The sequence below is a fragment of the Bacillus sp. GZB genome, assembly GCF_001975995.1.
Taxonomy (GTDB): domain Bacteria; phylum Bacillota; class Bacilli; order Bacillales; family Bacillaceae; genus Bacillus; species Bacillus velezensis.
Map to the genome: position 1 here is coordinate 325,784 of NZ_MTQG01000016.1, position 22,436 is coordinate 348,219.

Annotated in this window: 19 protein-coding genes and 1 other annotated feature; of the genes, 7 read left to right on the top strand and 12 right to left on the bottom strand. The window is 47.4% G+C overall.

Annotated features, from left to right (window positions below):
- The first annotated feature begins 79 nt into the window (after positions 1 to 79).
- Positions 80 to 997: a DMT family transporter gene (locus tag BXO87_RS07445; protein WP_038459909.1), complete on the top strand. Its 918-nt coding sequence runs from the start codon at positions 80 to 82 to the stop codon at positions 995 to 997.
- Between the two features lie 34 nt (positions 998 to 1,031).
- On the opposite strand, the gene BXO87_RS07450 is transcribed toward BXO87_RS07445, so the two are convergent.
- Positions 1,032 to 2,372, bottom strand: coding sequence for an amino acid permease (locus BXO87_RS07450; RefSeq protein WP_007613881.1), 1,341 nt, complete (start codon positions 2,370 to 2,372; stop codon positions 1,032 to 1,034).
- Positions 2,373 to 2,433: 61 nt separating this feature from the next.
- Positions 2,434 to 2,673, bottom strand: a binding site (T-box leader).
- A 683-nt stretch (positions 2,674 to 3,356) separates the two neighbouring features.
- On the opposite strand from BXO87_RS07450, the gene BXO87_RS07455 reads away from it, so the two are divergent.
- On the top strand, positions 3,357 to 4,664 hold the full coding sequence (locus BXO87_RS07455) for an amidohydrolase family protein (RefSeq protein ID WP_038459911.1): 1,308 nt from the start codon (positions 3,357 to 3,359) through the stop codon (positions 4,662 to 4,664).
- 29 nt (positions 4,665 to 4,693) lie between these two features.
- Here BXO87_RS07455 and BXO87_RS07460 read toward each other — a convergent pair whose 3' ends face one another.
- The 3 genes from BXO87_RS07460 to BXO87_RS07470 all read right to left on the bottom strand — a co-directional run bounded on the left by BXO87_RS07460 (position 4,694) and on the right by BXO87_RS07470 (position 7,289).
- Entirely contained in the window at positions 4,694 to 5,668 is a 975-nt protein-coding gene (locus BXO87_RS07460) for a LacI family DNA-binding transcriptional regulator (RefSeq protein ID WP_038459913.1), read from the bottom strand.
- A gap of 68 nt (positions 5,669 to 5,736) precedes the next feature.
- Positions 5,737 to 6,405, bottom strand: a complete 669-nt coding sequence (locus tag BXO87_RS07465; RefSeq protein ID WP_038459915.1) for a YczE/YyaS/YitT family protein — start codon at positions 6,403 to 6,405, stop codon at positions 5,737 to 5,739.
- A complete protein-coding gene (locus BXO87_RS07470; RefSeq protein ID WP_038459918.1) occupies positions 6,402 to 7,289 on the bottom strand; it encodes a Cof-type HAD-IIB family hydrolase in 888 nt (295 codons plus the stop codon). Before BXO87_RS07470 ends, BXO87_RS07465 begins: the two co-directional genes overlap by 4 nt.
- A gap of 502 nt (positions 7,290 to 7,791) precedes the next feature.
- On the opposite strand from BXO87_RS07470, the gene BXO87_RS07475 reads away from it, so the two are divergent.
- From BXO87_RS07475 to BXO87_RS07485, 3 genes are all read left to right on the top strand, one after another.
- Positions 7,792 to 8,649 carry a MurR/RpiR family transcriptional regulator gene (locus BXO87_RS07475; protein ID WP_038459920.1) on the top strand — a complete coding sequence of 286 codons (858 nt, stop codon included), beginning with the start codon at positions 7,792 to 7,794 and terminating at the stop codon, positions 8,647 to 8,649.
- 172 nt (positions 8,650 to 8,821) lie between these two features.
- Positions 8,822 to 10,366 (top strand): gluconokinase, encoded by a 1,545-nt coding sequence (gene gntK, locus BXO87_RS07480; protein WP_038459922.1) that lies wholly within the window; start codon positions 8,822 to 8,824, stop codon positions 10,364 to 10,366.
- Between the two features lie 26 nt (positions 10,367 to 10,392).
- Complete coding sequence (locus tag BXO87_RS07485) at positions 10,393 to 11,721, top strand: GntP family permease (protein WP_007407373.1); 1,329 nt, start codon at positions 10,393 to 10,395, stop codon at positions 11,719 to 11,721.
- Positions 11,722 to 11,756: 35 nt separating this feature from the next.
- On the opposite strand, the gene BXO87_RS07490 is transcribed toward BXO87_RS07485, so the two are convergent.
- The 5 genes from BXO87_RS07490 to lutR form a co-directional block, all read right to left on the bottom strand.
- Positions 11,757 to 12,479 carry a LutC/YkgG family protein gene (locus BXO87_RS07490; protein WP_025649302.1) on the bottom strand — a complete coding sequence of 241 codons (723 nt, stop codon included), beginning with the start codon at positions 12,477 to 12,479 and terminating at the stop codon, positions 11,757 to 11,759.
- Positions 12,479 to 13,909, bottom strand: coding sequence for a LutB/LldF family L-lactate oxidation iron-sulfur protein (locus BXO87_RS07495; protein ID WP_007407375.1), 1,431 nt, complete (start codon positions 13,907 to 13,909; stop codon positions 12,479 to 12,481). Before BXO87_RS07495 ends, BXO87_RS07490 begins: the two co-directional genes overlap by 1 nt.
- Positions 13,910 to 13,936: 27 nt before the next feature.
- A complete protein-coding gene (locus tag BXO87_RS07500; RefSeq protein ID WP_038459925.1) occupies positions 13,937 to 14,653 on the bottom strand; it encodes a (Fe-S)-binding protein in 717 nt (238 codons plus the stop codon).
- A 182-nt stretch (positions 14,654 to 14,835) separates the two neighbouring features.
- Entirely contained in the window at positions 14,836 to 16,026 is a 1,191-nt protein-coding gene (locus BXO87_RS07505; RefSeq protein ID WP_038459927.1) for an aminotransferase-like domain-containing protein, read from the bottom strand.
- 30 nt (positions 16,027 to 16,056) lie between these two features.
- Entirely contained in the window at positions 16,057 to 16,776 is a 720-nt protein-coding gene (gene lutR, locus BXO87_RS07510; RefSeq protein WP_024085825.1) for an L-lactate utilization/bacilysin biosynthesis transcriptional regulator LutR, read from the bottom strand.
- Between the two features lie 205 nt (positions 16,777 to 16,981).
- On the opposite strand from lutR, the gene lutP reads away from it, so the two are divergent.
- Complete coding sequence (gene lutP / locus BXO87_RS07515; RefSeq protein ID WP_038459929.1) at positions 16,982 to 18,658, top strand: L-lactate permease LutP; 1,677 nt, start codon at positions 16,982 to 16,984, stop codon at positions 18,656 to 18,658.
- A gap of 37 nt (positions 18,659 to 18,695) precedes the next feature.
- Here the strand turns inward: lutP and rpoN are convergent, their stop codons facing one another.
- Positions 18,696 to 20,006, bottom strand: coding sequence for an RNA polymerase factor sigma-54 (gene rpoN, locus BXO87_RS07520; RefSeq protein WP_038460896.1), 1,311 nt, complete (start codon positions 20,004 to 20,006; stop codon positions 18,696 to 18,698).
- Positions 20,007 to 20,083: 77 nt separating this feature from the next.
- Here rpoN and yvfG point away from each other — a divergent pair, with 77 nt between their 5' ends.
- Positions 20,084 to 20,302, top strand: coding sequence for a protein YvfG (gene yvfG, locus BXO87_RS07525; RefSeq protein WP_038459931.1), 219 nt, complete (start codon positions 20,084 to 20,086; stop codon positions 20,300 to 20,302).
- 13 nt (positions 20,303 to 20,315) lie between these two features.
- Here yvfG and BXO87_RS07530 read toward each other — a convergent pair whose 3' ends face one another.
- On the bottom strand, positions 20,316 to 21,281 hold the full coding sequence (locus BXO87_RS07530) for a polysaccharide pyruvyl transferase family protein (protein WP_038459933.1): 966 nt from the start codon (positions 21,279 to 21,281) through the stop codon (positions 20,316 to 20,318).
- Positions 21,260 to 22,432 carry a DegT/DnrJ/EryC1/StrS family aminotransferase gene (locus BXO87_RS07535; RefSeq protein ID WP_038459934.1) on the bottom strand — a complete coding sequence of 391 codons (1,173 nt, stop codon included), beginning with the start codon at positions 22,430 to 22,432 and terminating at the stop codon, positions 21,260 to 21,262. Before BXO87_RS07535 ends, BXO87_RS07530 begins: the two co-directional genes overlap by 22 nt.
- Positions 22,433 to 22,436 lie beyond the last annotated feature (4 nt).

Sequence of the window (22,436 nt, forward strand, 5' to 3'; positions counted from 1 at the left end):
CTTATAAAAAAGATTCATTTTATTTATCTTACTGATTACCGTATCATATGATGGAATTGTTCTACAAGGAGTGAACGACGTGAAACAGCTTTCGAAAATACAGACGGCTCTAATGCTGGCGTTTCTAGTCACGGTATGGGGAATTAACTGGCCGCTGACAAAGGCCGCGCTTGCCTATTCGCCGCCTCTTCTGTTTGCCGGAATCCGCACGCTGATCGGCGGACTTCTATTATTAATGGCGGCGCTGCCCCGTTTTAAAAAGCTGCGTTTTAAAGAAACGTGGCCGATCTATCTTATTTCTGCCATTTTAAATATTACTTTATTTTACGGCCTGCAAACGGTCGGCTTGAATTACCTGCCTGCCGGCTTATTTTCAGCCATCGTGTTTTTCCAGCCGGTGTTAATGGGCGTTTTTTCTTGGCTGTGGCTCGGGGAATCGATGTATCCTTTAAAAATAGCCGGTCTTATTCTGGGCTTTGCCGGTGTCGCCGTCATCAGCGCAGCCGGTTTCGGAGGCCATATTTCCATCGCCGGCATTCTTTTGGCCTTAGGCTCCGCGGTCAGCTGGGCGCTCGGCACGGTATATGTGAAAAGAACGGGCGGACGCGCGGATTCTATCTGGATGGTCGCTCTTCAGCTTCTGATCGGCGGCGTGCTGCTTGTCAGCTCCGGCCATTTTTCAGAAAGCTTTTCAGCGATTCAATGGAAAGCTCCGTTCATTCTCAGCCTTCTGTTCATTTCAGTTTTTGTTATCGCGCTCGGCTGGCTCGCCTTTTTTACGCTTGTTGGTTCAGGGGAAGCAAGCAAGGTTGCCTCTTACACCTTCCTGATCCCGCTCATATCCATTACCGTCAGCTCGATATTCCTGCATGAGCCGCTGACCGTCAGCCTTTTAGCCGGACTGCTTCTGATCGTCACAAGCATTTGTTTTGTGAATATAACACCGAAGAAACTGAAAACACCTGCTCTGGCCGCAGAAAAAAAGGCCGTTCAATAAAAAAACTCTTGCCGCGGGGCAAGAGTTTTTTTATTTATTGACGTCTCCCTTTCACGAGATACGCAGCCGTAATGAGGAGATAGATGGCCGCAGTGATGCATGTAATGACGATGGATGTCGTCGCAATCACGCCGACCAAGATGGCCAAAAGCGCAAGCACTGCGAACCATGTCGTGTACGGGAACCATTTGACGTAATAAGCCGGCTGTTCTGTTGAATGTTTTCTTGATTTCAAATGGGCGAATCCGATAATCAGCCAGATGAACAGCACGGTATAGCCGAGGGAACCCATCAAATAATTAAACGTCTGGCTTCCTGCGAATAATGAAATCAGAACGCCTACATATAAAAATGACGTACAAGTCAGAATCGCATAAACGGGAACCTTTTTCTTCGATAGTTTTGAAAAGATTTTCGGCACCCGGCCGTCAGAAGCCTGCGTAAACAAGACGCGGGATGATCCGTACAGTCCCGAGTTCATAGACGAGATAATCGCAAGAAGAATGACGGCATTCATAATATGATCGGCACCCGGAATCCCGATCATCTTAAATACTATGACAAACGGGCTTTCCGGAACGCTGTTGACTTGATTCCAAGGAATCAGGCTGACGATGATGAAAAACGGCAGCAAGTAAAAAGCGACAATCCGCGTTAACGTGCTTCGGACAGCTTTCGGGATCACCTTTTCGGGATTTTTTGTCTCCGCCAGCGTGACGCCGATGATTTCCGTTCCGCCGTATGAGTAGATCACGACGAGCATCGCCGTAATGACGCCCCCCGCTCCATGCGGGAAAAAACCTCCGTGATCCGTTAAATGAGACAGCCCCGGCGCCGTATGATTGCCGAATGAGAAAAATAATAGCAGAATCCCGCATAAAATAAAGATGACAATCACTGTAATTTTAATGAGCGCGAGCCAGTACTCCGTCTCGGCAAACAGTTTCACAGAAAGCATGTTTACGACCGTCACCACAATGGAAATGATCAAAGCCAATATCCATATCGGACATTCCGGCAGCCAATATTGAATGAAAATGGCGGCTACGACCGCCTCAGCGGCAATATTGAGCACCCACATTTTCCAATAGATCCAGTCTAAAAAGTATGCAGCGTAGGACCCGAGAGACTGCTGAACCAAATCACGGAACGTCCTTGCATGTTTGTTTCTGACTGCCATTTCGGCCAGCCCCTGCATAATAAACAGCAGAATGATTCCGCCGAGGAGGTAGGCCAATAACACGGATGGCCCCGCTTCATCAATCGCCGTGCTGCTGCCTTTAAAGAGCCCGGCCCCGATTGCGCCTCCAAGCGCCATCATCATAATGTGTCTGGACGACATCGTCCGTTTTAACGTTTGCTTGTCCTTTTCCATCTATCACACGCCCTCTCGCAAAAAGTGTTCATCACATAAAAAAGCACGCCGCCTCTTTGGGAAAAGAGACGGCGTGCCTCAGGCAGCCGCGGTACCACTCTTGTTGATCCCGAATATCCGGAATCCAGCTTAAAAACCTTTTAACGAAGGTCAGCCGTTAGGACATAGGGAATATTCCGACAATTCCGTTCCGCCCTGCCACTTCCGGGCGAGTTCAAAGAACAATCAGTCCGCGTTGCACCAACCCGCGGCTCTCTTTTTCTGACTGGATTCTTTTACTGCTCCCGTTCACAGTGTTTTATGTTAAATGAATCTCTTGAGTTTTTATTTTCTGAATATAGTAACATAATATACAGTCTTCTATTTTCAAAGTCAATACTAATTTTTGCAGCTGGTTTTCTTATCACCTATATAAGACATTTTGACTGAACATGTTTATATTCATATGCGGGGTGAGCCGGCCCCTAATATGGCGTAATCAGCACTTTATATATATTGTTCAAACAGAAATTCCGACGAAAGGTTTTCTACGATATATGGACTGAGCGGCAAAAAGTTAGCAGAAATATGAAAGGTTTTACTCCTATGCTGGTATCCCAGCTTAGTAGCTGTACACATTTCATTTCTAATAGTTCAATTCCAATGACTCCACAAGGTTCTATACCCGGAAGTCATATTCCATTTATTAAAGCTGTTGACATGAAACCAATTCCACAAATTAAACTCGTGGAGAACACTAGTTGGCGTAACACGAAACTGTATAGAAGCATTAGTGGCGTTACAGCTAGTGTTTTTGAGTTTTTAAAGGAGATTTTCAGGATACAAATAACAATAACGAGAAAATCAGGTGTAGAAAGATGAATAAGACACCTATTTTTTTACAAAAAATGATAATAAAGGGTTGATATGGTACGGGTTTCATACTTTAAGATGATGATGTGTCTTCACTGAATACTAAATAAACATTTCCAGGAGGAGTTTCCTATGCAGTCTAGCACATCATTTAACAGCCCAGCTTACCTTGAAACAAATGGAGTAATGAAAATCGCTGATATAACCTATAGTAATAACGAATGGCTGAACTTCGACATTGGAGGAGAAGGAATTTTTAAGAAATCAGGTTCTTATTTAGTTCCATCTCTTCCAGTAGAATTTCATTGTCATGGAATCGGTCACTATGATTTTAGCAATTTAGATCAATTAGATATTGAAAAGATCAATACACTAGCTGAAATAGAAGGGATTTTCTGTGTACCCTCTATTTTTCTTCCTCATAATCAATTAGATCAATTTGCAGCCTTTATGAAAGAGTTCCATACACAAAAGAGAAAGGGACGTTACCGTAATATTTTAGGTATTTCACTAGAAGGACCATTATTGGCCAGCTTTGCAGGCACACCGGAAAAAGGGAATTGGGCACCCTTAAAAGAAGAATGGGAAAAGATCGCTTCTTGCGGAGAATACGGTCTTATTTATACTGTACTGTCCCCAGATGCTATGACTGAAAACTCCTATCTAAAGAAATATATCACCGAAGAACATCCGAGTTTAGAATGGATTGTGGATACACTTGTGGAGGCTGGAGTAAAACCGGCGCTGGGTCACTTCCAAAAAGCATACCCGGAGGAAACCTCTGAACTTATAATGAAAGTTATAGATACAGCGCAAAAACGCAGCAATTACACTGGATCAGATGCCGTTTTAACAGATCATTTGTTTAATGATATGCCGAACAATTTTAAACACACCTGGAGAACACCCCAAGAAAGAGTACATAGATTAGAGGGGTTAAAAGATGCTCGGTTAGATAAATGGAACATAGATAATATAAACACACTTGTCGGAGAAGTTCCCGGTACTTTGATGAGAGCCGCGAAAGAAGGTTTATTAACCATTTGTATGAATTTTGATAGTGAACATGTAGACTTAGAAGTTGCACGGCGGGTTGTAGAACTTGTTGGCTCTAAGGGTATTATAGCAATGACAGATCGCATTGACACAGATTCCATGTGCGGCCAATCACTGGAGAAAATTGAAGGGAATAATCTGTGGTATCAAGGAAAAGGGTATGTAGCAGCAGGGTCTTACACAATTGATCGGCTTATGCATAATATTCGTGCTATAGGTTTTAATGAGAAAGTTGTATGGAATATGACATCATTTGTACCATTAAAAGCTTGTCACTTCCTAAATGAACTTGAAAACCTTTCCATGAAGCCCTTCAGTTTTATAGATGAAACGAAAAAAAGAGCTCATTTCAAAGCGCCTGCCCCAGAGCTGATTCTGCGCTAAGCAAAAAAGACCACCATAAAGTGGTCTTTTTAAGTTGACTTTCTTTTAATAAGTTTTAGGTTCAACTTATTTATATTGGGGACATCTTTGTTATTCATTAAGTTATATAATAAATTTGCTGCTGTTTGTCCCAACTCTTTAATCGGTTGATGTATCGTTGAAAGTTCTATTACCTTAGATATCGGCTGATTATCAAATCCTATAACCGCCAGTTCTTCAGGTATTCGTATTCCCTGTCTTCTCGCTTCATAAATGATCCCTGCCGCAACATAATCACTTCCTACAACCATTGCCTCAGGACGAGGTGACTTATTTAGTAATAATTTTGCTATTTCTATACCATTCTCAATAGTGTACTGTTCCTCAAAGTACCAATTATCACTCCATTTCAATCCGTATTCATTTTGAAAGTGAAAAAATGATTTTTTTCTGCTTATGCCAACACCGCTCTTAGGATTTCCTATACATAGACCAATGGATTGATGTCCTTGATTTCGCAGATGATCAATTGCCATTTTGATTCCTGACTCATGATTAATAAATATATGTGCAACCTGTTTGCTTGCAGAAGCTTCACAGGAAACAATATTGCCAAACCCAGATATCTCGTCGAGTACGTGATGGGGGCTTACACAGGATCCCAAAATAAGACCGTCAATAAGTTTGTATTTCAGTCTGTTAAAAAACTCCATTTCTTGTTCAGGATCGTTATTTGATTGGTGCACAAGCAAACTGTAATTATGTTTATTACACTCTTCGCCTATTCCCGCAATCAGTTTACTGAAAAACGGATGGTTGATTTTAGGAACAATGACTCCGAATACATTTGTCTTCCCCCTGGATAGGTTAATCGCGTTGAAATTTGGTACATAATTTAATTCCTTCATAGCTTTTAACACAGCGTCCCGCTTCTCAGGTTTTACATAAGGATGATTATTGAGAACTCTAGAAACTGTTGTCCGGGAAACGTTCGCTTTCTTTGCTATCTCTGTAATGTTTGTCATTACTGTTACTCCTTCTTAGACAGCGTTATCAGGATTTCACACTGAATAACACAAGGGGAAAAAAGCATTTAATTAATAGTTTTATCATGGCCTGCATGAATATGTGCGCCTTCCTGTCCCACACTATAGATAGAACGGGGCTTCCCCATCTTGTGTAATAGTTTGTCAAATAAACCTACTAATATCCCCAGACATAGCAGCACAATGATAGTTCCTATCCCAATCGGCCCCTGAAGAATGATTGCAAGCACAAAAGCTAAAGCTTCCCCTATCGTCTTTGTAATATTAATACCCCAACCTGTACGTTCAGTAATAGCCAACATTAATTCATCATTCGGTATCGAAGGAAAAGATGCTCTTAAATAAATAGCGATTCCCATAGCCAATATACACAACCCTATCAAAAATAAACTCCATTGAAGAATTACAGAATCTGTTTTTAAGAACGAAAGAACCTTTAAGTTTAAAAGGTCAACAAAACTTCCAATAATAAAAATCGGAATAAAACCGGCTAGATTAGGAAACCGCATTTTTATGAGGCTGTTTATAAAGATAAGGATTCCTCCGACAATGAAAACCCATGACCCGATTGTAAGGCCAATGATTTCTGATAAAGCCACGTTTAGAGCATCCCAGGGGGCAATCCCAGTATTAGATTTAATCATACATACAACCCCTACGGATAAAATAAACAATCCGGCAATATAGATTAAACATCTTTTCACAAAATGGCTCATGGCTGTATACTCCGCGGTTTAGGGTCTTCTTCTTTCGTCAGAATGTAATGATCAAAAGCATAAGATACACCACACTCATCATTCGATAACGTTTTAAAAGCAGCCAATTGAATAAGCTTCTTATCTGCATTCCCCATGGCTATCCCTATTCCTGCTGCCTGAAACATAGGCAGATCATTTAAATTATCACCTATTGCGATTGCATTCCGCGCATCCGTTCCATAATGTTCACAAAGTTTATTTAATGACGCTCCTTTATCTACTCCTGCACTTGTGATTTCAAGATTGAATGCTCCTGAACTCGTTACGGCACATTCCTTCAGTTGTCCAAAATATTCTTTAGCTTTTTTTAATTTTCTTTGGTTTGGCGAAACGATCATACATTTTATGACATACCGATAATCGATAGGGTCAATTATACCCGGTATTTCCTCTAACCCGTATTGATGGATTTGAGCTTTAATAGAATTCCAAAATACTTCTTGATTAAAATGAGGTTCTTCCATTACTGTATTGTAAAGTTCTTTTTCAAGCTGCTGAATTCCTTGATTTGATACGGCAATTTTGTCAGATAAATAGAGCTGGTAATAGATTTCTTCTTTATTTAACCATGTGATGATAGGTTGGATTACATCTGAATTCATAAAATGTTCGAATATTACCTGATTTCCCACATCAATTTGAGCGCCGTTTGAAGCAATAATCGGAAAATCCAAATCATACTTATTGATAATGTGTTTTGCATCAAATAAAGCTCTCCCTGTAGCGATGGTTACAAGATGACCTTGTTTTTGTCCAAGCTTTAAAGCTCTTACATCTTGTTCTTGGATAGTTAAGTTCTCTGATAACAGCGTGCCATCTAAGTCAATTGCAATTACTTTCATGTGAATTTCCTCCTCAGAGTTTAAAAATCATTGAAAGTATAATGTATGGTACGCGTTTCAGAGCAATTAGATTATTATATTAATTTGAAGTTTTTCTCCAGAAGCTGATTAGACCTGTGCTTCTCAAGTGTTCTCCTGCTTAACGATCCTTCTCTTTTGATCAATCCAGTTAATAAAGAACTGACTGCTAATGGCGGAACACTAATTTGAAGAAACTCATCTGGAACTTCAAGCACTGGCAACTCACTAGAAACTGAACTGTAGCAGGACAGCTTACCATCATGAGTTTGACTTATGGCCGGCGACTTGGGCACCGGCACTTTTCAGAGAACGATCACTTTTTGTAAAAACCGGATGTATGAAGTGTCATTGAGGCGATGTCCCCGATATACTTTTCTCTTTTCTTTCATTTGCGGTAAAGAAAACAAAACCTGATTCCCTTATGACAGAACTTGCTTTATCATAAAAGTATGCGTTTACATTCGAGTAGGGAGGTTATAGCATGACCCCTGTGAATTCAAGCAGCATCGGGAAGATTCAGGCGGCCAGCAAAGGTTTGTCGCCAAAATTGAGAGCGATTGCAGACCATATCGTGAAGGAACCGAAAGACGTGATTCACCTTTCCATCATTCAGCTGGCGGAAAAAACAAAAAGCTCTGAAGCGACGATTTTCAGGCTGTGCAAACGGCTCGGTTTTTCCGGCTATCAGGATTTAAAAATCGCGCTTGCTCAGGAGATCGTTCAGGAGCCGGTGCAGCACATTCATGAAGAAATGAGCCCCGACGACGATATCGAAGTCATCATCCAGAAAGTTTTCCGCACAAACATTTCCGGGCTGACCGATACCTTTCATTTATTAGATCCGGCCGACGTTGAAAAAGCGGTAGAAATGATCCACCGCGCAGACAGAATCGAATTTTACGGAAACGGCGGTTCCGGGCTGATCGCCACAGACGCGTATCATAAATTTATGCGTACGGGTATAAATTGCATCGCGCACACGGATTCTCACTTTCAGGCGATGTCAGCGGGTCTTCTCGGTCCCGAAAGCGCAGTCATCGGCATTTCTCATTCGGGAAGCAACAAGGACGTGCTCGACGCGGTGAAAACGGCCAAATCGCTCGGCGCCGGCACGATCGGCATTACAAGCTACCAAAAGTCGCCGCTCACCCAGATTTCCGACGTGGTGCTGTATACGTCAACAAGGGAGACGGCTTTCAGAACGGAAGCAATGTCCGCAAGGCTTGCCCAGCTGTCGGTCATTGATACACTGTATTTCGCCACGGCCCGGCTGCGGCAGGAGAAAACGCTCGCCAACTTGCAGCAAATCAGAAAAATGATCGCGCACAAACGTTTGTAATATTTATTTTTCAAAAGAGAAAATGCCGATACAGCGGGAATTGAGGCAATTTTATGAAAAAATTTTTCTTCTTCATCGTTGATTTATAAAAAAATTATTCCTATAATTGACTTTGTAAGGGCATACATTATCAATCTATCTTATTATTCAATCAGATTAGGCGGGATATATTATGAAGGAAACCCAAGCTGTTATCGGTCTGGATATCGGCACGACCAGTACGAAAGCCGTTCTGTTCGGACCAAGAGGCAAAGTGTTAGCCAAGCATTCGGTTCACTATGATTTAATACAGCCAAAGCCGGCATGGGCCGAGCAGGATCCTGAGCACATTTTGGAAGCGGTTATCGGAAGCATCAGGGGCGCCGTCACAAAGGCCGGACTGAGCCCTGACAATCTGCTTGCAATCGGCATCAGCACCGCCATGCACTCATTGATAGCTGTCGATCAAAACGGCGGCCTGCTGACCAAAAGCATCATTTGGGCGGACAACCGCAGCGCCGAGCAATCAAAACGGATTTTAAAAGAGATGAACGGTTTTGATATTTATAAAAGAACGGGTACGCCGATTCACCCGATGTCTCCGCTTTCCAAAATTGTGTGGATGAAAGAACAGGACAAGGAGACATTCGCGAAAACCGCCAAATTCATCAGTATTAAAGAATATATTCTGCACGAGTTTTTCGGAACTTATGTCGTCGATTATTCGATCGCTTCGGCAACGGGGCTGTTCCGTTTAGATACGCTTTCCTGGGATGAAGAAGCGCTCCGGATTGCCGGAATCCGGGAAGATCAGCTGTCGGACATCGTGCCGACCACTCATCAGCTGCGCGGCCTTGCGCCGGAAATCGCTGCACGGATGGGCATTCATGCGGATACACCATTTATTATCGGCGCAAATGACGGCGTGCTCGCCAACCTTGGAGTCGGCGCGATCGGCAAAGGCGAAGTGGCCGTTACGATCGGAACAAGCGGAGCCGTGCGTTCGGTGACGGATACGCCGATTACGGATGAAAAAGCGCGGACATTCTGTTACGCGCTGACTGACAAGCATTGGGTCATCGGAGGCCCGACGAATAACGGAGGCATTATGCTGCGCTGGCTTCGAGACGAATTCGCTTCTCCGGAAGTCGAAACGGCGAAGCGGCTCGGCATTGATCCGTACGATTTAATGATTGATATCGCTGATAAAGTGCCCGCAGGCTCTGAGGGATTGCTGTTTCTGCCGTTTTTATCAGGGGAGCGCGCGCCGTTTTGGAATCCGAATGCCCGCGGAACGTTTTTCGGCATCAGCCTCCGCCATAAACGGGAGCATTTTATCAGAGCGGTGCTGGAAGGCGTCATCATGAGCGTCTTTTCAATCGGTGTTGCACTGAGAGATTTGGCGGGCCCTGCAAAAGACGTGCGGGCTTCGGGAGGATTTGCGAGATCACCGCTTTGGAGGCAGATTTTGTCCGATACGATGGGACGGGAAGTCCTCGTTCCGGAAAGTTACGAAGCCTCGGCGCTCGGAGCGGCCGTTCTCGCTTTGCACAGCCTTGGCGAAATGGAACGAATCGAGGATGTTCAGGACTGGATCAGAATTTCTCACCGCCATGAACCGAACGTCAAAAACAGCGAAACATATATTGAGCTGTTTTACTTATACGAGCGGCTGTATGACAAGCTCAAAGATGAATTTGACGTCATCAGTGAATTTCAGCTCAAACAAAGCCGTTAATTCTTCTTTGAAAGGGTGAAAAGGTCATGTTACTGTTTATTGTCATTGCCGCTATTATCGTTTTACTCTTATTGATTACGGTCGCTAAATTAAATCCGTTTATCAGTCTGCTGATTACATCCATCCTTGTCGGTTTCGCAACGGGCATGAATCTGCCGGACATTATCGCTTCGATGAAAACCGGGCTCGGCAATACGCTGTCGCTGCTTGCGATCGTGCTGGCCCTCGGTACGATGCTCGGAAAAATGATGGCTGAATCAGGCGGTGCGGAGCGGATCGCCCACACCCTGATCGGCCGCTTCGGCAAAAAGAAAGTGCATTGGGCGATGATGGCCGTCGCTTTTATCGTCGGCATCCCGGTCTTTTTCCAGGTCGGCTTCGTCCTGCTCGTGCCGCTTTTGTTTACGATTGCAATTGAAACCGGGGTTTCATTAGTGACGATCGGGATTCCGCTCCTTGCGGGACTTTCCGTCGTGCACGGATTGGTTCCGCCCCACCCGGCGGCGATGGCGGCTGTCGGCATTTATCACGCCAATGTCGGAAAAACGATTTTGTTTTCTTTAATCGTCGGCATTCCGACTGCTATCATCGCAGGGCCGCTTTACGGAAAATGGATTGGTAAGCGCATTCATAAACCCGTTCCCGAACTGTTGAAAAAACAATTTATTGAACGGAATGAAAAACGCAAGCTTCCGGGATTCGCAAATACATTGTTTACGATATTGGTACCGGTGATCCTGATGCTTATGGCAACGCTTGCCGAAATTGCGCTTCCGGAAAAAAGCACGCTCTATGAAACTTTTAAATTTATCGGCGACCCTGTCACGGCGCTTTTGATCGCCACGGTTTACTCCTTTTTCAGCCTTGGTTTTTATCAGGGCTTTGACAGAGAAAGCATTTTAAAATTCAGCAATGACTGTCTGGGACCGATTGCTTCCATTCTGCTTGTGATCGGAGCCGGCGGCGCTTTTAACAACGTCCTGATTGATTCAGGCGTCGGCACGTATATCGCTGACATGGCGAAACACTCAAGCTTCTCTCCCGTTCTTTTAAGCTGGACGATCGCGGCGGTCATCCGTGTCGCCACAGGTTCAGCGACTGTCGCCATGATGACGGCGGCCGGCATTGTTGCACCGATTGCATCTGTCATGCCGGGCGTCAGCAGCGAGCTTCTCGTTTTGGCAACGGGAGCGGGCTCTTTGATTCTGTCACATGTCAATGACTCCGGTTTCTGGCTCATTAAAGAGTATTTCGGAATGACGGTAAAAGAAACATTCCTGACATGGACGGCGATGGAAACGATTATTTCTGTCAGTGCGATCTGTTTTATCATGATCATTAACGCGTTTATATAAAAACAAACCCCGGCCGCAAACCGGGGTTTGTTTTTTTATCGGTCATTCACAAGGATATAAGCGGCTTTAACGGGTCCGTGGACGCCGACAACCAAATCCATTTCGATATCGGCCGAGTTGCTCGGTCCAGTAATATAGTTGATGCAGGAAGGAACGGTGACGCCGTCTCTGATCTGCTGTTTCAGTATATCGCTGGCCTGTGTCATTCTCGGCACAATGGAAGATTTCGGGATGATTGCGATATAGGTGGTCGGAAGCAGGCTGACAGAACGGCCGGCATGCTCTGACGCATACAAAACGACGGTGGCTGATTCCGCAAGCGTGATCTCGCTGAATGTGATGCCCACATTCGCTTGTTCCGCTTTTTCAATATTTTTTGCTCCTTGTTCCGCGTCCCATTCCCAAACGGGAATCCCTTCGTCCGGCCACTCTTCTGTCATAAGGGTCTGCAAGCCGTACGTTTCAAACCGGCTGTCCTTCGGAATGATGACAGGCCCTCCTTCAAAGCGGTTCACCTGCGTGCGCAAAGCGTCGTAAAGCCCGGCTGCATCCGTTTCGATCAGTTCGGTATGAATGTTGACGCAGTGGTCTTTCAGCATCGTGACAAGATCGTCTTCCGTACAGTCCGCATGCGTTTGATATTGTGGCTGATACTTCCATTCAGGCAGGGACACGCCTGATTTCCTGCGCTCTCTGCCCAGACTTTCGGCGATCCGGTTTAAAAAGGATTCCTGATGTGTAACCGTCCCTTTCATCATCATTCTTCCCCCTTTTGTTTTTCCCGGTCTTTAAACCAATCTCTGAATCTCGATTTATGCGGCGCCGGAAAGTCCCGTATTGCCGTCCATTCTTTTAACGGCCCCGGCCCTTTTGATATTTTGTCATCTTCCGTAAACGGCGTCATGGCGGCAGGCGCCCATTTCGATCCCATTTTATAAAGGGACGGGGATGACGAGCCGAGCCCGAAGGCTTTCATCGCCAGTTTTTCGCTGATCGGCGCTTTGCCCTCTTTTTCCACGATGTTCTGCCGATGCTTGAGCAGCAGCTCGTGCAGCGGAATTTTAACGGGGCACGCTTCCGTACAGGCCGCGCATAAGGAAGATGCGTACGGGAGCTCCTTGTATTCGTCATATCCGCCGAGAAGAGGCGATAAGACGGCGCCGATCGGACCCGAATAGATGGACCCGTACGAGTGTCCGCCGACATGCCGGTACACGGGACAGACGTTGATGCAGGCGGCGCAGCGGATACATTGCAGCACCGATTGAAATTCCGTGCCGAGTATGCGGGAACGCCCGTTGTCCACAACCACGAGGTGGAATTCCTCAGGCCCGTCAGCTTCTCCTTGCTGACGAGGTCCCGTCAGCGCCGTAATGTAACTTGTAAGCCGCTGGCCGACGGCGCTTCTCGTCAGCATGCTGACAAGCACTTCAAACTCAGAAAATGACGGAACGATCCGCTCCATTCCCATCACGGTGATCTGCGTCTTCGGCAGCGCGGACACAAGGCGGCCGTTTCCTTCGTTCGTCACGAGACTGACCGATCCGGTATCCGCGATTGCAAAGTTGCAGCCTGTAATGCCGACATCCGCTTCGAGAAATTTTTTCCGGAGAACGCTGCGCGCGTGCATAACGAGCTCTTCCGGTTTTTCCGTCTGTTTATATTCGAGTCTCTCTTTAAACACGTCACGGATCTGCTCTTTGTTTTTGTGAAGAGCGGGAGCAACGATATGTGACGGCGGATCGTGGTCGTCAATCTGGAGAATGTATTCGCCGAGATCCGTTTCTGTGACTTCACAGCCCTCTTCCTCAAGCACTTCGTTCATATTGATTTCTTCTGTCACCATGGATTTGGATTTTACGATTTTTTTGGCGTTTTTCTGCCGGATGACATCGCGGATATAGGAGGACGCTTCTTCCGCCGTTTCGGCGAAAAAGACATGTCCGCCTCTGTTGGCGACGTTTTCGGCGAGCTGTTCCAAATAGAAATCAAGATTGTCCAGCACATGCTGTCTGATTTCTTCCGCATGGGAACGCCAATCCTCCCAGTTTCCCAATTCTTCGGCCGCCTGAAGCCTTCTTGTCCTGAGCCGTTCCTGCGCTCCGGAGACAGCTCCTCTCATAAACTCATTATCTATTCCTTCTGATACCCGCTCTTTAAAAGCGGCGGTACCGATTTTCATCGCCATGATTTTCCCCCCTTGTTGTTTCTCGTCTTATCTGCTGTTCAGCACTTCGGCGATGTGCATGACTCTGACGTTTTTATCCTTACGGTCAAGACGCCCTCCGATATTCATCAGACATCCGCAATCCGCCCCGATCAGCACCTCGGCCTCCGTGTCTTCCACGCAGGCGACCTTCTCATCCACCATTTGTTCAGAGATTTGCGCCATTTTCACAGAAAACGTTCCTCCGAATCCGCAGCATTGGTGCTTTCCGGGAAGCGTGGTCAGCTCGAGCCCCTTGACATGGCGCAAAAGCTTCATCGGCTCCTCCGACACGCCGAGCAGCCTCGTCATGTGGCACGATGTATGGACTGTCGCTTTTTTTTGCAGCACCGCCCCGACATCCTCCACCCCGAGAACGTTGACGATAAAATCTGTTAACTCATATGTTTTGTCCGCAAGCTGCTGCGCTTTTGCCGCCCACTTCGGATCGTCCTGAAACAGATGCGGATATTCACGGAACATCGTCGTACAGGAACCTGACGGACTGACGACGTACTCCGCTTCTTCAAACGCGGCAATCATCCGCTTCATCGCTTTTTTCGCATCCGTCACATACCCGCTGTTGTATGCGGGCTGCCCGCAGCAGATCTGCCCCTCGGGAAAATCCACCTCACACCCGAGCCGTTCCAGCACCTCAACCGTCGCCTTTCCGACATTGGTCTGGAACATATCCACAAGGCACGTGACAAATAATGAGACTTTCATGATGAACCCCTCTTTCATCCTCAATATGTGATCCGGTCATCTGATGACCTGTTTTTAGGAAAAGCTCTATGAATATCCTACACTATTCTGAATATGGATTGGAAGGTTTTTCTGAAAAATCCTTTCGTCCGATGCGCTGAAGGGGACAAAAAAAGAGAAGCCCGAAAGCTCCTCAAGCTGCTCTACATCCCGTTTTCCAGCAGGCGTCCCAGTTTTTGCACACCCTCTTTTATCGCGGCTTTACCGGCATAACTGAACGACAGGCGGAGATATTCGGCACCGTCTTCATGATGCAGAAAAAAATATTTACCGGGTACATAGGAAACGCCGTGAGAAAGAGCCCTCGCCAGCATTGCGGATGTATCCGCTCCCGTCGCTTTCACCCATACAAAGTAACCGCCTTCAGGCACGTGCCAGGATGCGGATTCCGGAAGATATCGCGCTAATGCGGCGAGCAAAACGTCACGTTTGCTTCGATATGCTTCCCGCAAGGCGGCGAGCCGTTTTTCCACATTCGTTTGTTCCAGATAGACGGCGGTCACCGCTTGGGAAAACGGGTGGCCTAAGTCTTTTTTTAACCATGACAATGCCGTGATGAATGCGGCGTCCCCTGCAATCCAGCCGATCCTCATACCCGGGGCGATGACTTTTGATAATGAACCGGCGTACAGCACCCGGCCGTTTTGATCCATGGCTTTCAAGGGCGGCGGAATATCGGTGAATCCGAGCTCGCCGTATGCATCATCCTCCAAGATGAGAAAATCATACGCTTCGGCAAGCTGAAGCAGGCGGGTTCTCCGCTTCGCTGACATTACGGTTCCCGCAGGATTCTGAAAAGCGGGTATCGTGTAGAGAAGACGGGGAAGCAGAAGCCCTTTTCGTTTTCTTTCCTCAAGCATGAACGCTAATGTTTCTGTTTGCAGGCCCTCTTGATCTGTCGGAATGCTCATGATATGCGGTGTGTAATTTTTAAAAATCTCGAGCGCTTCCATGTAGACCGGCGCTTCAACGGCAGCGGCCGTTTGTTCATCGAGGAAAACCCGCGCAGCCAGATCTATCGCCTGACAGGCGCCTGACGTCACGATCAGCTCATTATCCCGGCAGTGAATGCCGCGGATGGCTGCCCGTTCTTGAATCTGTTTTTTTAAAACGGCCGTCCTCGGGCTTCCCATATAATGCAGCGGCAGATCGCGCTCCTCATCCAGAAGGCGGGAGGCGGCTTCTTTCAGCTCCTTATCAGGAACGAGTGCGGGATCGGGATAGCCGGAATGCAGGGGGATGCACGCTTTCGGAACTGCCGGCATCCATTCCCCGGGAGGATCGTTTGTCAGAGCTTTCTTTACATGGTCAGAAAAAAAAGATTCGGCCTGCATGTGATGTTATCCCCTTTCACAAGTCAGCTTCTATACATTTTCTTCAAAATAAGCCCCCAGCACTTCTTCCACATTCGTCAGGTGCGCGGTCATCGCGGCTTCCGCTTCATCCGCGTCTCCGGCGGCGACGGCGCTGTAAATGCGTTCATGCTCTTCATACAATCGCTGCACGCTCGTTCGTTTAGAAAACAGCCAAATTTTTCTCGTTTCTCTCATCGTTTCCAAAAGAAGCGCGGAGACATGATTCATGAGATGCTTGAGCAGCCCGTTTTGTGATGCTTCCGCCAGCGCCATGTGAAAGGAGAAATCCGCTTTTTCGCCCAATTCTTCGTCTCCGTCAATGTCTTTCATCTCCATGAGAGCTTGGCGGATTTTTTGTAAATCGTCTTCGGTGCGTTTTTCAGCGGCCATGGCGGCGACGCCGAGTTCAAGCAGCTTTCTGACTTCGAGCAGCTGTTTGACATCCTCTTTTTTCATCAAGAGGGCGGAAGAAAGCGGCTGGGAAACATGAGACGGCTCAAATTCTCTTATGTATGTGCCTTCACCCTGCTTCATGTCGACGAGCCCCATCGCTTTCAAAGCCGACAGCGCTTCTCTGACCGCCGAGCGGCTGACCTGAAAACTCTCAGAAAGCGCCTGAACGGAATCAAGCTTTTCACCCGGCTTAAGCTCGCCCGCTTTTATCTTCTCCAGCAATGCGTCAGCGACTTCCTCGTAGATTTTTTTCGTTTTAATTTGTTTATATTTCAACGCGATCACCCCGTCACTTGTGAATCTTGATGTTTATCGTCTATTATACTTCTTTTTTTGTGTTGCCGACAGGTTCAGACAATTTGTTCAAGAAAAGTATTGTACTTTCAAAACTTTCAAAATATAATGCTAATTAACCCGGTCATCAGATGACCTTATCATAAAAAGTAATCGCTTACATGACATAAGGAGGGGTTTTTTAGGGATGCAATGGACACAGGAGTACGCTCCTTTAGGGGGAAATTTGCTTTTATCGGCAGCTTGCGCGCTCGTGCCGATTATCTTCTTTTTTTGGGCGCTTGCGGTGAAACGGATGAAGGGGTACATCGCGGGGCTTTTAACGTTAGCCGTTTCACTTTTAATCGCTGTATTTGTTTACGGTATGCCGGCGGAAAAAGCGGTGATGTCCGCTTCTCAGGGAGCGGTGTACGGGCTGCTTCCGATCGGCTGGATTATCGTCACATCGGTCTTTCTGTATAAAATCACCGTGAAAACGGGACAGTTTGAGATTATCCGGAGTTCGGTGCTCTCAATTACAGATGACCGGCGTTTGCAGGCGCTGCTCATCGCCTTTTCATTCGGGGCGTTTTTAGAAGGCGCCGCCGGTTTCGGTGCTCCCGTCGCGATCTCGGCCGCTTTGCTCGTCGGACTTGGTTTTCAGCCGCTGTATGCGGCGGGAATTTGCCTGATTGCCAATACGGCGCCCGTTGCCTTCGGCGCGATCGGCATTCCGATTACCGCTGTCGAAGGTCCGACCGGGATACCGGCAATGGAAATTTCTCAAATGGTCGGCCGGCAGCTTCCGTTTTTATCCGTTTTTATTCCGCTGTACTTAATCATTTTGATGAGCGGGTTTAAAAAGGCTTTTGAGATATGGCCGGCCATTCTTGTTTCCGGCGTCTCCTTTGCGGCCGTGCAGTACGCAAGCTCGAATTTTTTAGGGCCTGAGCTTCCGGATGTGCTGTCGGCGCTAGTTTCCATGGCCGCGCTCGCTGTGTTTTTGAAATTTTGGAAACCGAAAAAGGCCTTTCGTTTCGCGGCAGAACGGGAATCAGCAGCGGCCGCTGACCGGGCGCCGATCAAGTACGGGGGCGCCGCGGTGTTTAAAGCGTGGTCTCCTTTCCTTCTTCTGACGGCCATGATATCCGTCTGGGGGATTCCGGGCGTGAAGGCTGCATTAACCGGTCATTACGAAGGAACGTCAATGTGGCTTTCCTGGCTGAATGCAGCCGGGCGTGCATTGACCTTCACGCCTCCCGTCCCATTTGTAAATCAGCAGATTCTTCAGGCGGACGGCACGCCTATTGAAGCCGTGTACAAACTTGAGCTTTTCGGTTCAGCGGGGACGGCGATTCTGATTGCCGCCGTCATCTCCAAGTTCGCCCTCGGCATGTCGTGGAAGACTTGGGGCGAAGCGTTTATAGAAACGGTGAAAGAATTAACGCTTCCGGTCGTGACCATTGTTTCTGTTGTCGGCTTTGCTTATGTGACGAATGCTTCCGGCATGAGCACGACACTCGGTCTTGCGCTTGCCATGACGGGCGCGATGTTTACCTTTTTTTCGCCGGTGCTCGGCTGGCTCGGCGTATTTATTACCGGCTCTGATACGTCGGCCAACCTATTGTTCGGCGGATTGCAAAAGGTGACGGCGCTCTCTGTCGGGATGGACCCGGTTCTCTCCGTTGCCGCCAATTCATCGGGCGGTGTCACCGGAAAAATGATTTCTCCGCAATCCATTGCGGTTGCCTGTGCCGCTGTCGGTCTGGCGGGCAAGGAAGCCGACCTTTTCCGCTTTACGATTAAGCACAGTCTGTTTTTGCTTCTGCTCGTCTGTCTCATTACATTTTTACAGCATCATCTGTTTTCATGGATGATCCCGTAACACGGAGAACCTCCCCGGGGTTTGGCTCGGGGAGGTTTCAGCTGTACCGTTTTCTCGCCGATGACGGCGGAATATTTAATTGGTCACGGTATTTGGCGACGGTGCGCCTTGAGATCCGGATGTCATATTGTTCATACAGCAGATCGGCAAGCTTTTGGTCTGAAAAAGGTTTCTTTTTATCTTCTTTACCGACCAATGCCTCCAGATGTGCTTTCACGGCATAATTGGAGGCGCCGCCGTCCCCCGACGATTCAGCTTTCGCCGAGAAAAATGTTTTCATTTCATACAGTCCGTACGGCGTCTGAACGTACTTCCCTTTGATTGCCCGGCTGATCGTTGATTCGTGGAGCTCCAGCGTTTCCGCCACCTCTCTTAAGGTCAGCGGCTGCATTCCGCTTTTTCCTGTGAGAAAAAAGGATTCCTGCCGTTCAGTCAGGACGCCGATAATTCTCGTGATCGTTTGTTTTCTTTGCGACAAAGCTCGGTTCAGCCAGCGCCATTCCTGATATTTTGCCGACAGATAATTTTTTGTGTCACGGCACCCGGCAGCTGACAGCAGCGGCTGATAATGGGTATGAAGCTGGATGTCAGGAAACGAACGGCTGTTGAGCCGCGCTTGAATGATGCCGTTTTTCACTGTGATGAAAATATCCGGTTCCACGTAAAAACCCGGCTCCTCATGCGCATAACAGAGCCCCGGCCTCGGATCAAGCGCGCTGATCATGTCAGCGATGTCCTGAATGTCTTTAAGCGGAATGCCCGTTTTTAGTGTAAGCGCTTTCCAGTTCTTTCTTGCAAATAGCTCAAAATAGGCTTCGGCAATCCATTCCGCCTGTTCGTTCCGCTCGGGCAAACGGCGGAGCTGAAGAAGGATGCATTCCTGCAAAGACCGGGCACCGATTCCCGCGGGCTCAAGGGATTGAAGCTTTTTCAGAACCGCTTCCGTCTCCTCTTGTGAAGCGGATACATGGTCGGCGGCGGCTGGTATATCCTCTTTTAAATATCCGTTTGAATCCAATGAATGTATCAGATAATTGAAAATTTTTTTCTCATCATCGGACAGCTTCATGTCTAAGGCTTGCTGTTTGAGCGAATCCTGAAGCGTTTTGCGGGTAAGTCTGATCTGCTGGCTTCCGTCCCGTTCTTTCATCCTGTTTTTATTTGTTTTATGGTAAGATAGTGGCGGCGTGTCTGTTTCCTTTCGTTCAATCAGAGGGTTTTCCAGTGAGAGCTCATCAATATATCCGGCCAGTTCCGCGGAATTGTATCCGAGTAATGTGATAGCCTGTTTAAGCTCTTGCGTTAATTGAGGCTTTAACATTTGTGTTTGCTGAAGTTTGATATCCATCATGCTCACTCCCCTTTTTTCATTGTACATGATTGGTTTCATACCGTATATACTTATTAAAAGGAGTTGCTTTATAGATGTCAGAACTTTTTTCTGTTCCTTATTTTATTGAAAACTTTACACAGCACATTGAAATGAATCCGAGTGAAGACCGAATTCATGCGATGAACAGCTATTACCGTTCCGTCGTTTCAACCCTTGTTCAGGATCAGCTGACGAAAAACTCGGTTGTGCTCAAAAGAATTCAGCATTTGGATGAGGCGTACAACAAAGTAAAACGCGGTGAAACAAAATAAACCTTCCGCTCATTCAAAGCGGAAGGTTTTCCTTCGTGCCGGCGGTTTCCCCGATCAGACGGACATCTGGCGCTTCGTGCATCCAGGTGTAATAGTAGTTGGCGTTTTTCCCGTATGAATTATCAATGACGGTATTCGGTTTCCCGAGAAGCGAGGACAGAATGTGACCGTGAAGCCTTGACGTTTCCACCGATTCGTATCTGCTGAAAAACAGGACCGCTTTCTTTGTTAAGAAATCGGTATAGCGTTTCCAAAACCGCGCAATCGGCAGCGGGTTTCCCGCTTTTTTATTCAAAACATTCAGTGTTTGAAAAAAAGCGATTCCCCTGCGGTCGCTTGCTGACAGCACATCCTGCCAGTCCCAGCTTTTAACGGAAGAATTGGTTTGCAGCTTCGGATTGATTTCCCCATCCGTGCGGATAAAATGAAGCCTGCCGCGTGACGGAGCCGCTGACGCCGCCATCGGATACAGCTGATGGGCCATATCAGGCATAAGCCCGATATGATTCGCCGAAAAAAAGCGTTTCGCAGTCTCGTGTGACACATGATCTCTCGTAAACAGGTGGAGATCCTTGTGCCCCGCAAAAAGCGCCGCTGCCTTTTGCAGCCGTGTCTCATCCTGATAATAAATGGATTGCGGCAGGATGACGATCCTGTTTTCCGGAAAGGATTTGACGATTTTTTCCCTGAACGTCTGATAGTACGGATAGAGATCCCCGAAATTTCCGCCACCCTGACAGACGATGATCGTCTTTTTGTCCGCCCGGCGCCCGAATGGAAAATTGTCGGGATTCCAGCGCTGTCTGACGCGGATGCCGTGCGCTTTAAAAAACGCCTCCGTCCCTTTCATAATCAATAAATCCCCTACATTTCCGTAGAGGGGATAGTCGGCATATATGATGTCAGATTGCGGCGGTATAACGCTGAGCAGCCCCGTCAGCGTTTCTTTTAATCGGCTCATAACATGGCGGTTGTCCATGTTTTCTCCCCTTTCGTTTCAAACAGTTGCGCAAGTGCGTCAATGACACGCTGCTGATCCTCAGAAGACAAGTCAGACCCGGACGGCAGACAGATGCCCCGGCTGAAAAGGTTCTCAGAGACACGCTCATGTTCGCTGTGAGGATAAAAGACGGAAGATGAAAAAAGCGGCTGCGTATGCAGCGGTTTCCACAGCGGCCGGGCCTCAATATTCTGTTCCGCAAGACAGGCGACTGCTTCTTCCGGCGTCACGCCGTTATCAAGCGTCAGAGCCGTCAGCCAGCGGTTTGAAACCGTTCCTTCAAGCTCCGGCATCATGCGGATGCCCGGATACGTTTCCAGCGCTTCCCGATACCTGTGAAAGATTTCTCTCCTCGCCCGGACCCGATCTTCAAGCACTTCCAGCTGCGATATCCCCACGCCCGCGAGAATGTTGCTGAGCCTGTAGTTATACCCGAGCTCGCTGTGCTGGTAATGAACGGCGGCATCTTTCGCCTGTGACGCAAGAAACTTCGCCTTTTCAATCGCGGCTTCATCGTCAGACACGAGCATGCCGCCTCCCGATGTTGTAATGATTTTGTTGCCGTTAAAGGAATAAATGCCGAAACGGCCGAACGTGCCGCTCTGCCTGCCTTTATATGTTGATCCTAAGGACTCGGCAGCGTCTTCAATCAGACAGACGCCGTATGTGTCACAAAGGCTCGTTAATTCATCCATTTTCGCGCTTTGGCCGTAAAGATTGACGGCGATCACCGCTTTCGGGAGACTGCCGCGCCGCTTTGCATCCCGCAGCGCCCGCTCAAGCGCATCGGGCGACATATTCCACGTCTCCCATTCCGAATCAATAAAAACGGGCTCAGCCTGCTCATACACAATCGGATTCGCCGTGGCGACAAACGTAAAGGAAGGACAAAATACAGCGTCTCCTTTTTTCACACCCGCAAGCCGCAGGGCAAGATGGATGGCGGCCGTTCCCGAGCTTACGGCCGCCGCGCTTTTCACTCCCGCATATTCCGCGAGCCGCGCTTCAAACGAATTGACGAGCGGACCGAGCGGGGCAATCCAATTGGAACGAAAAGCTTCTGCAATGTATTCCTGTTCTTTTCCGCTCATATGAGGCGGAGACAAATAAATCCGTTTGTTTGTTTGCATGAAA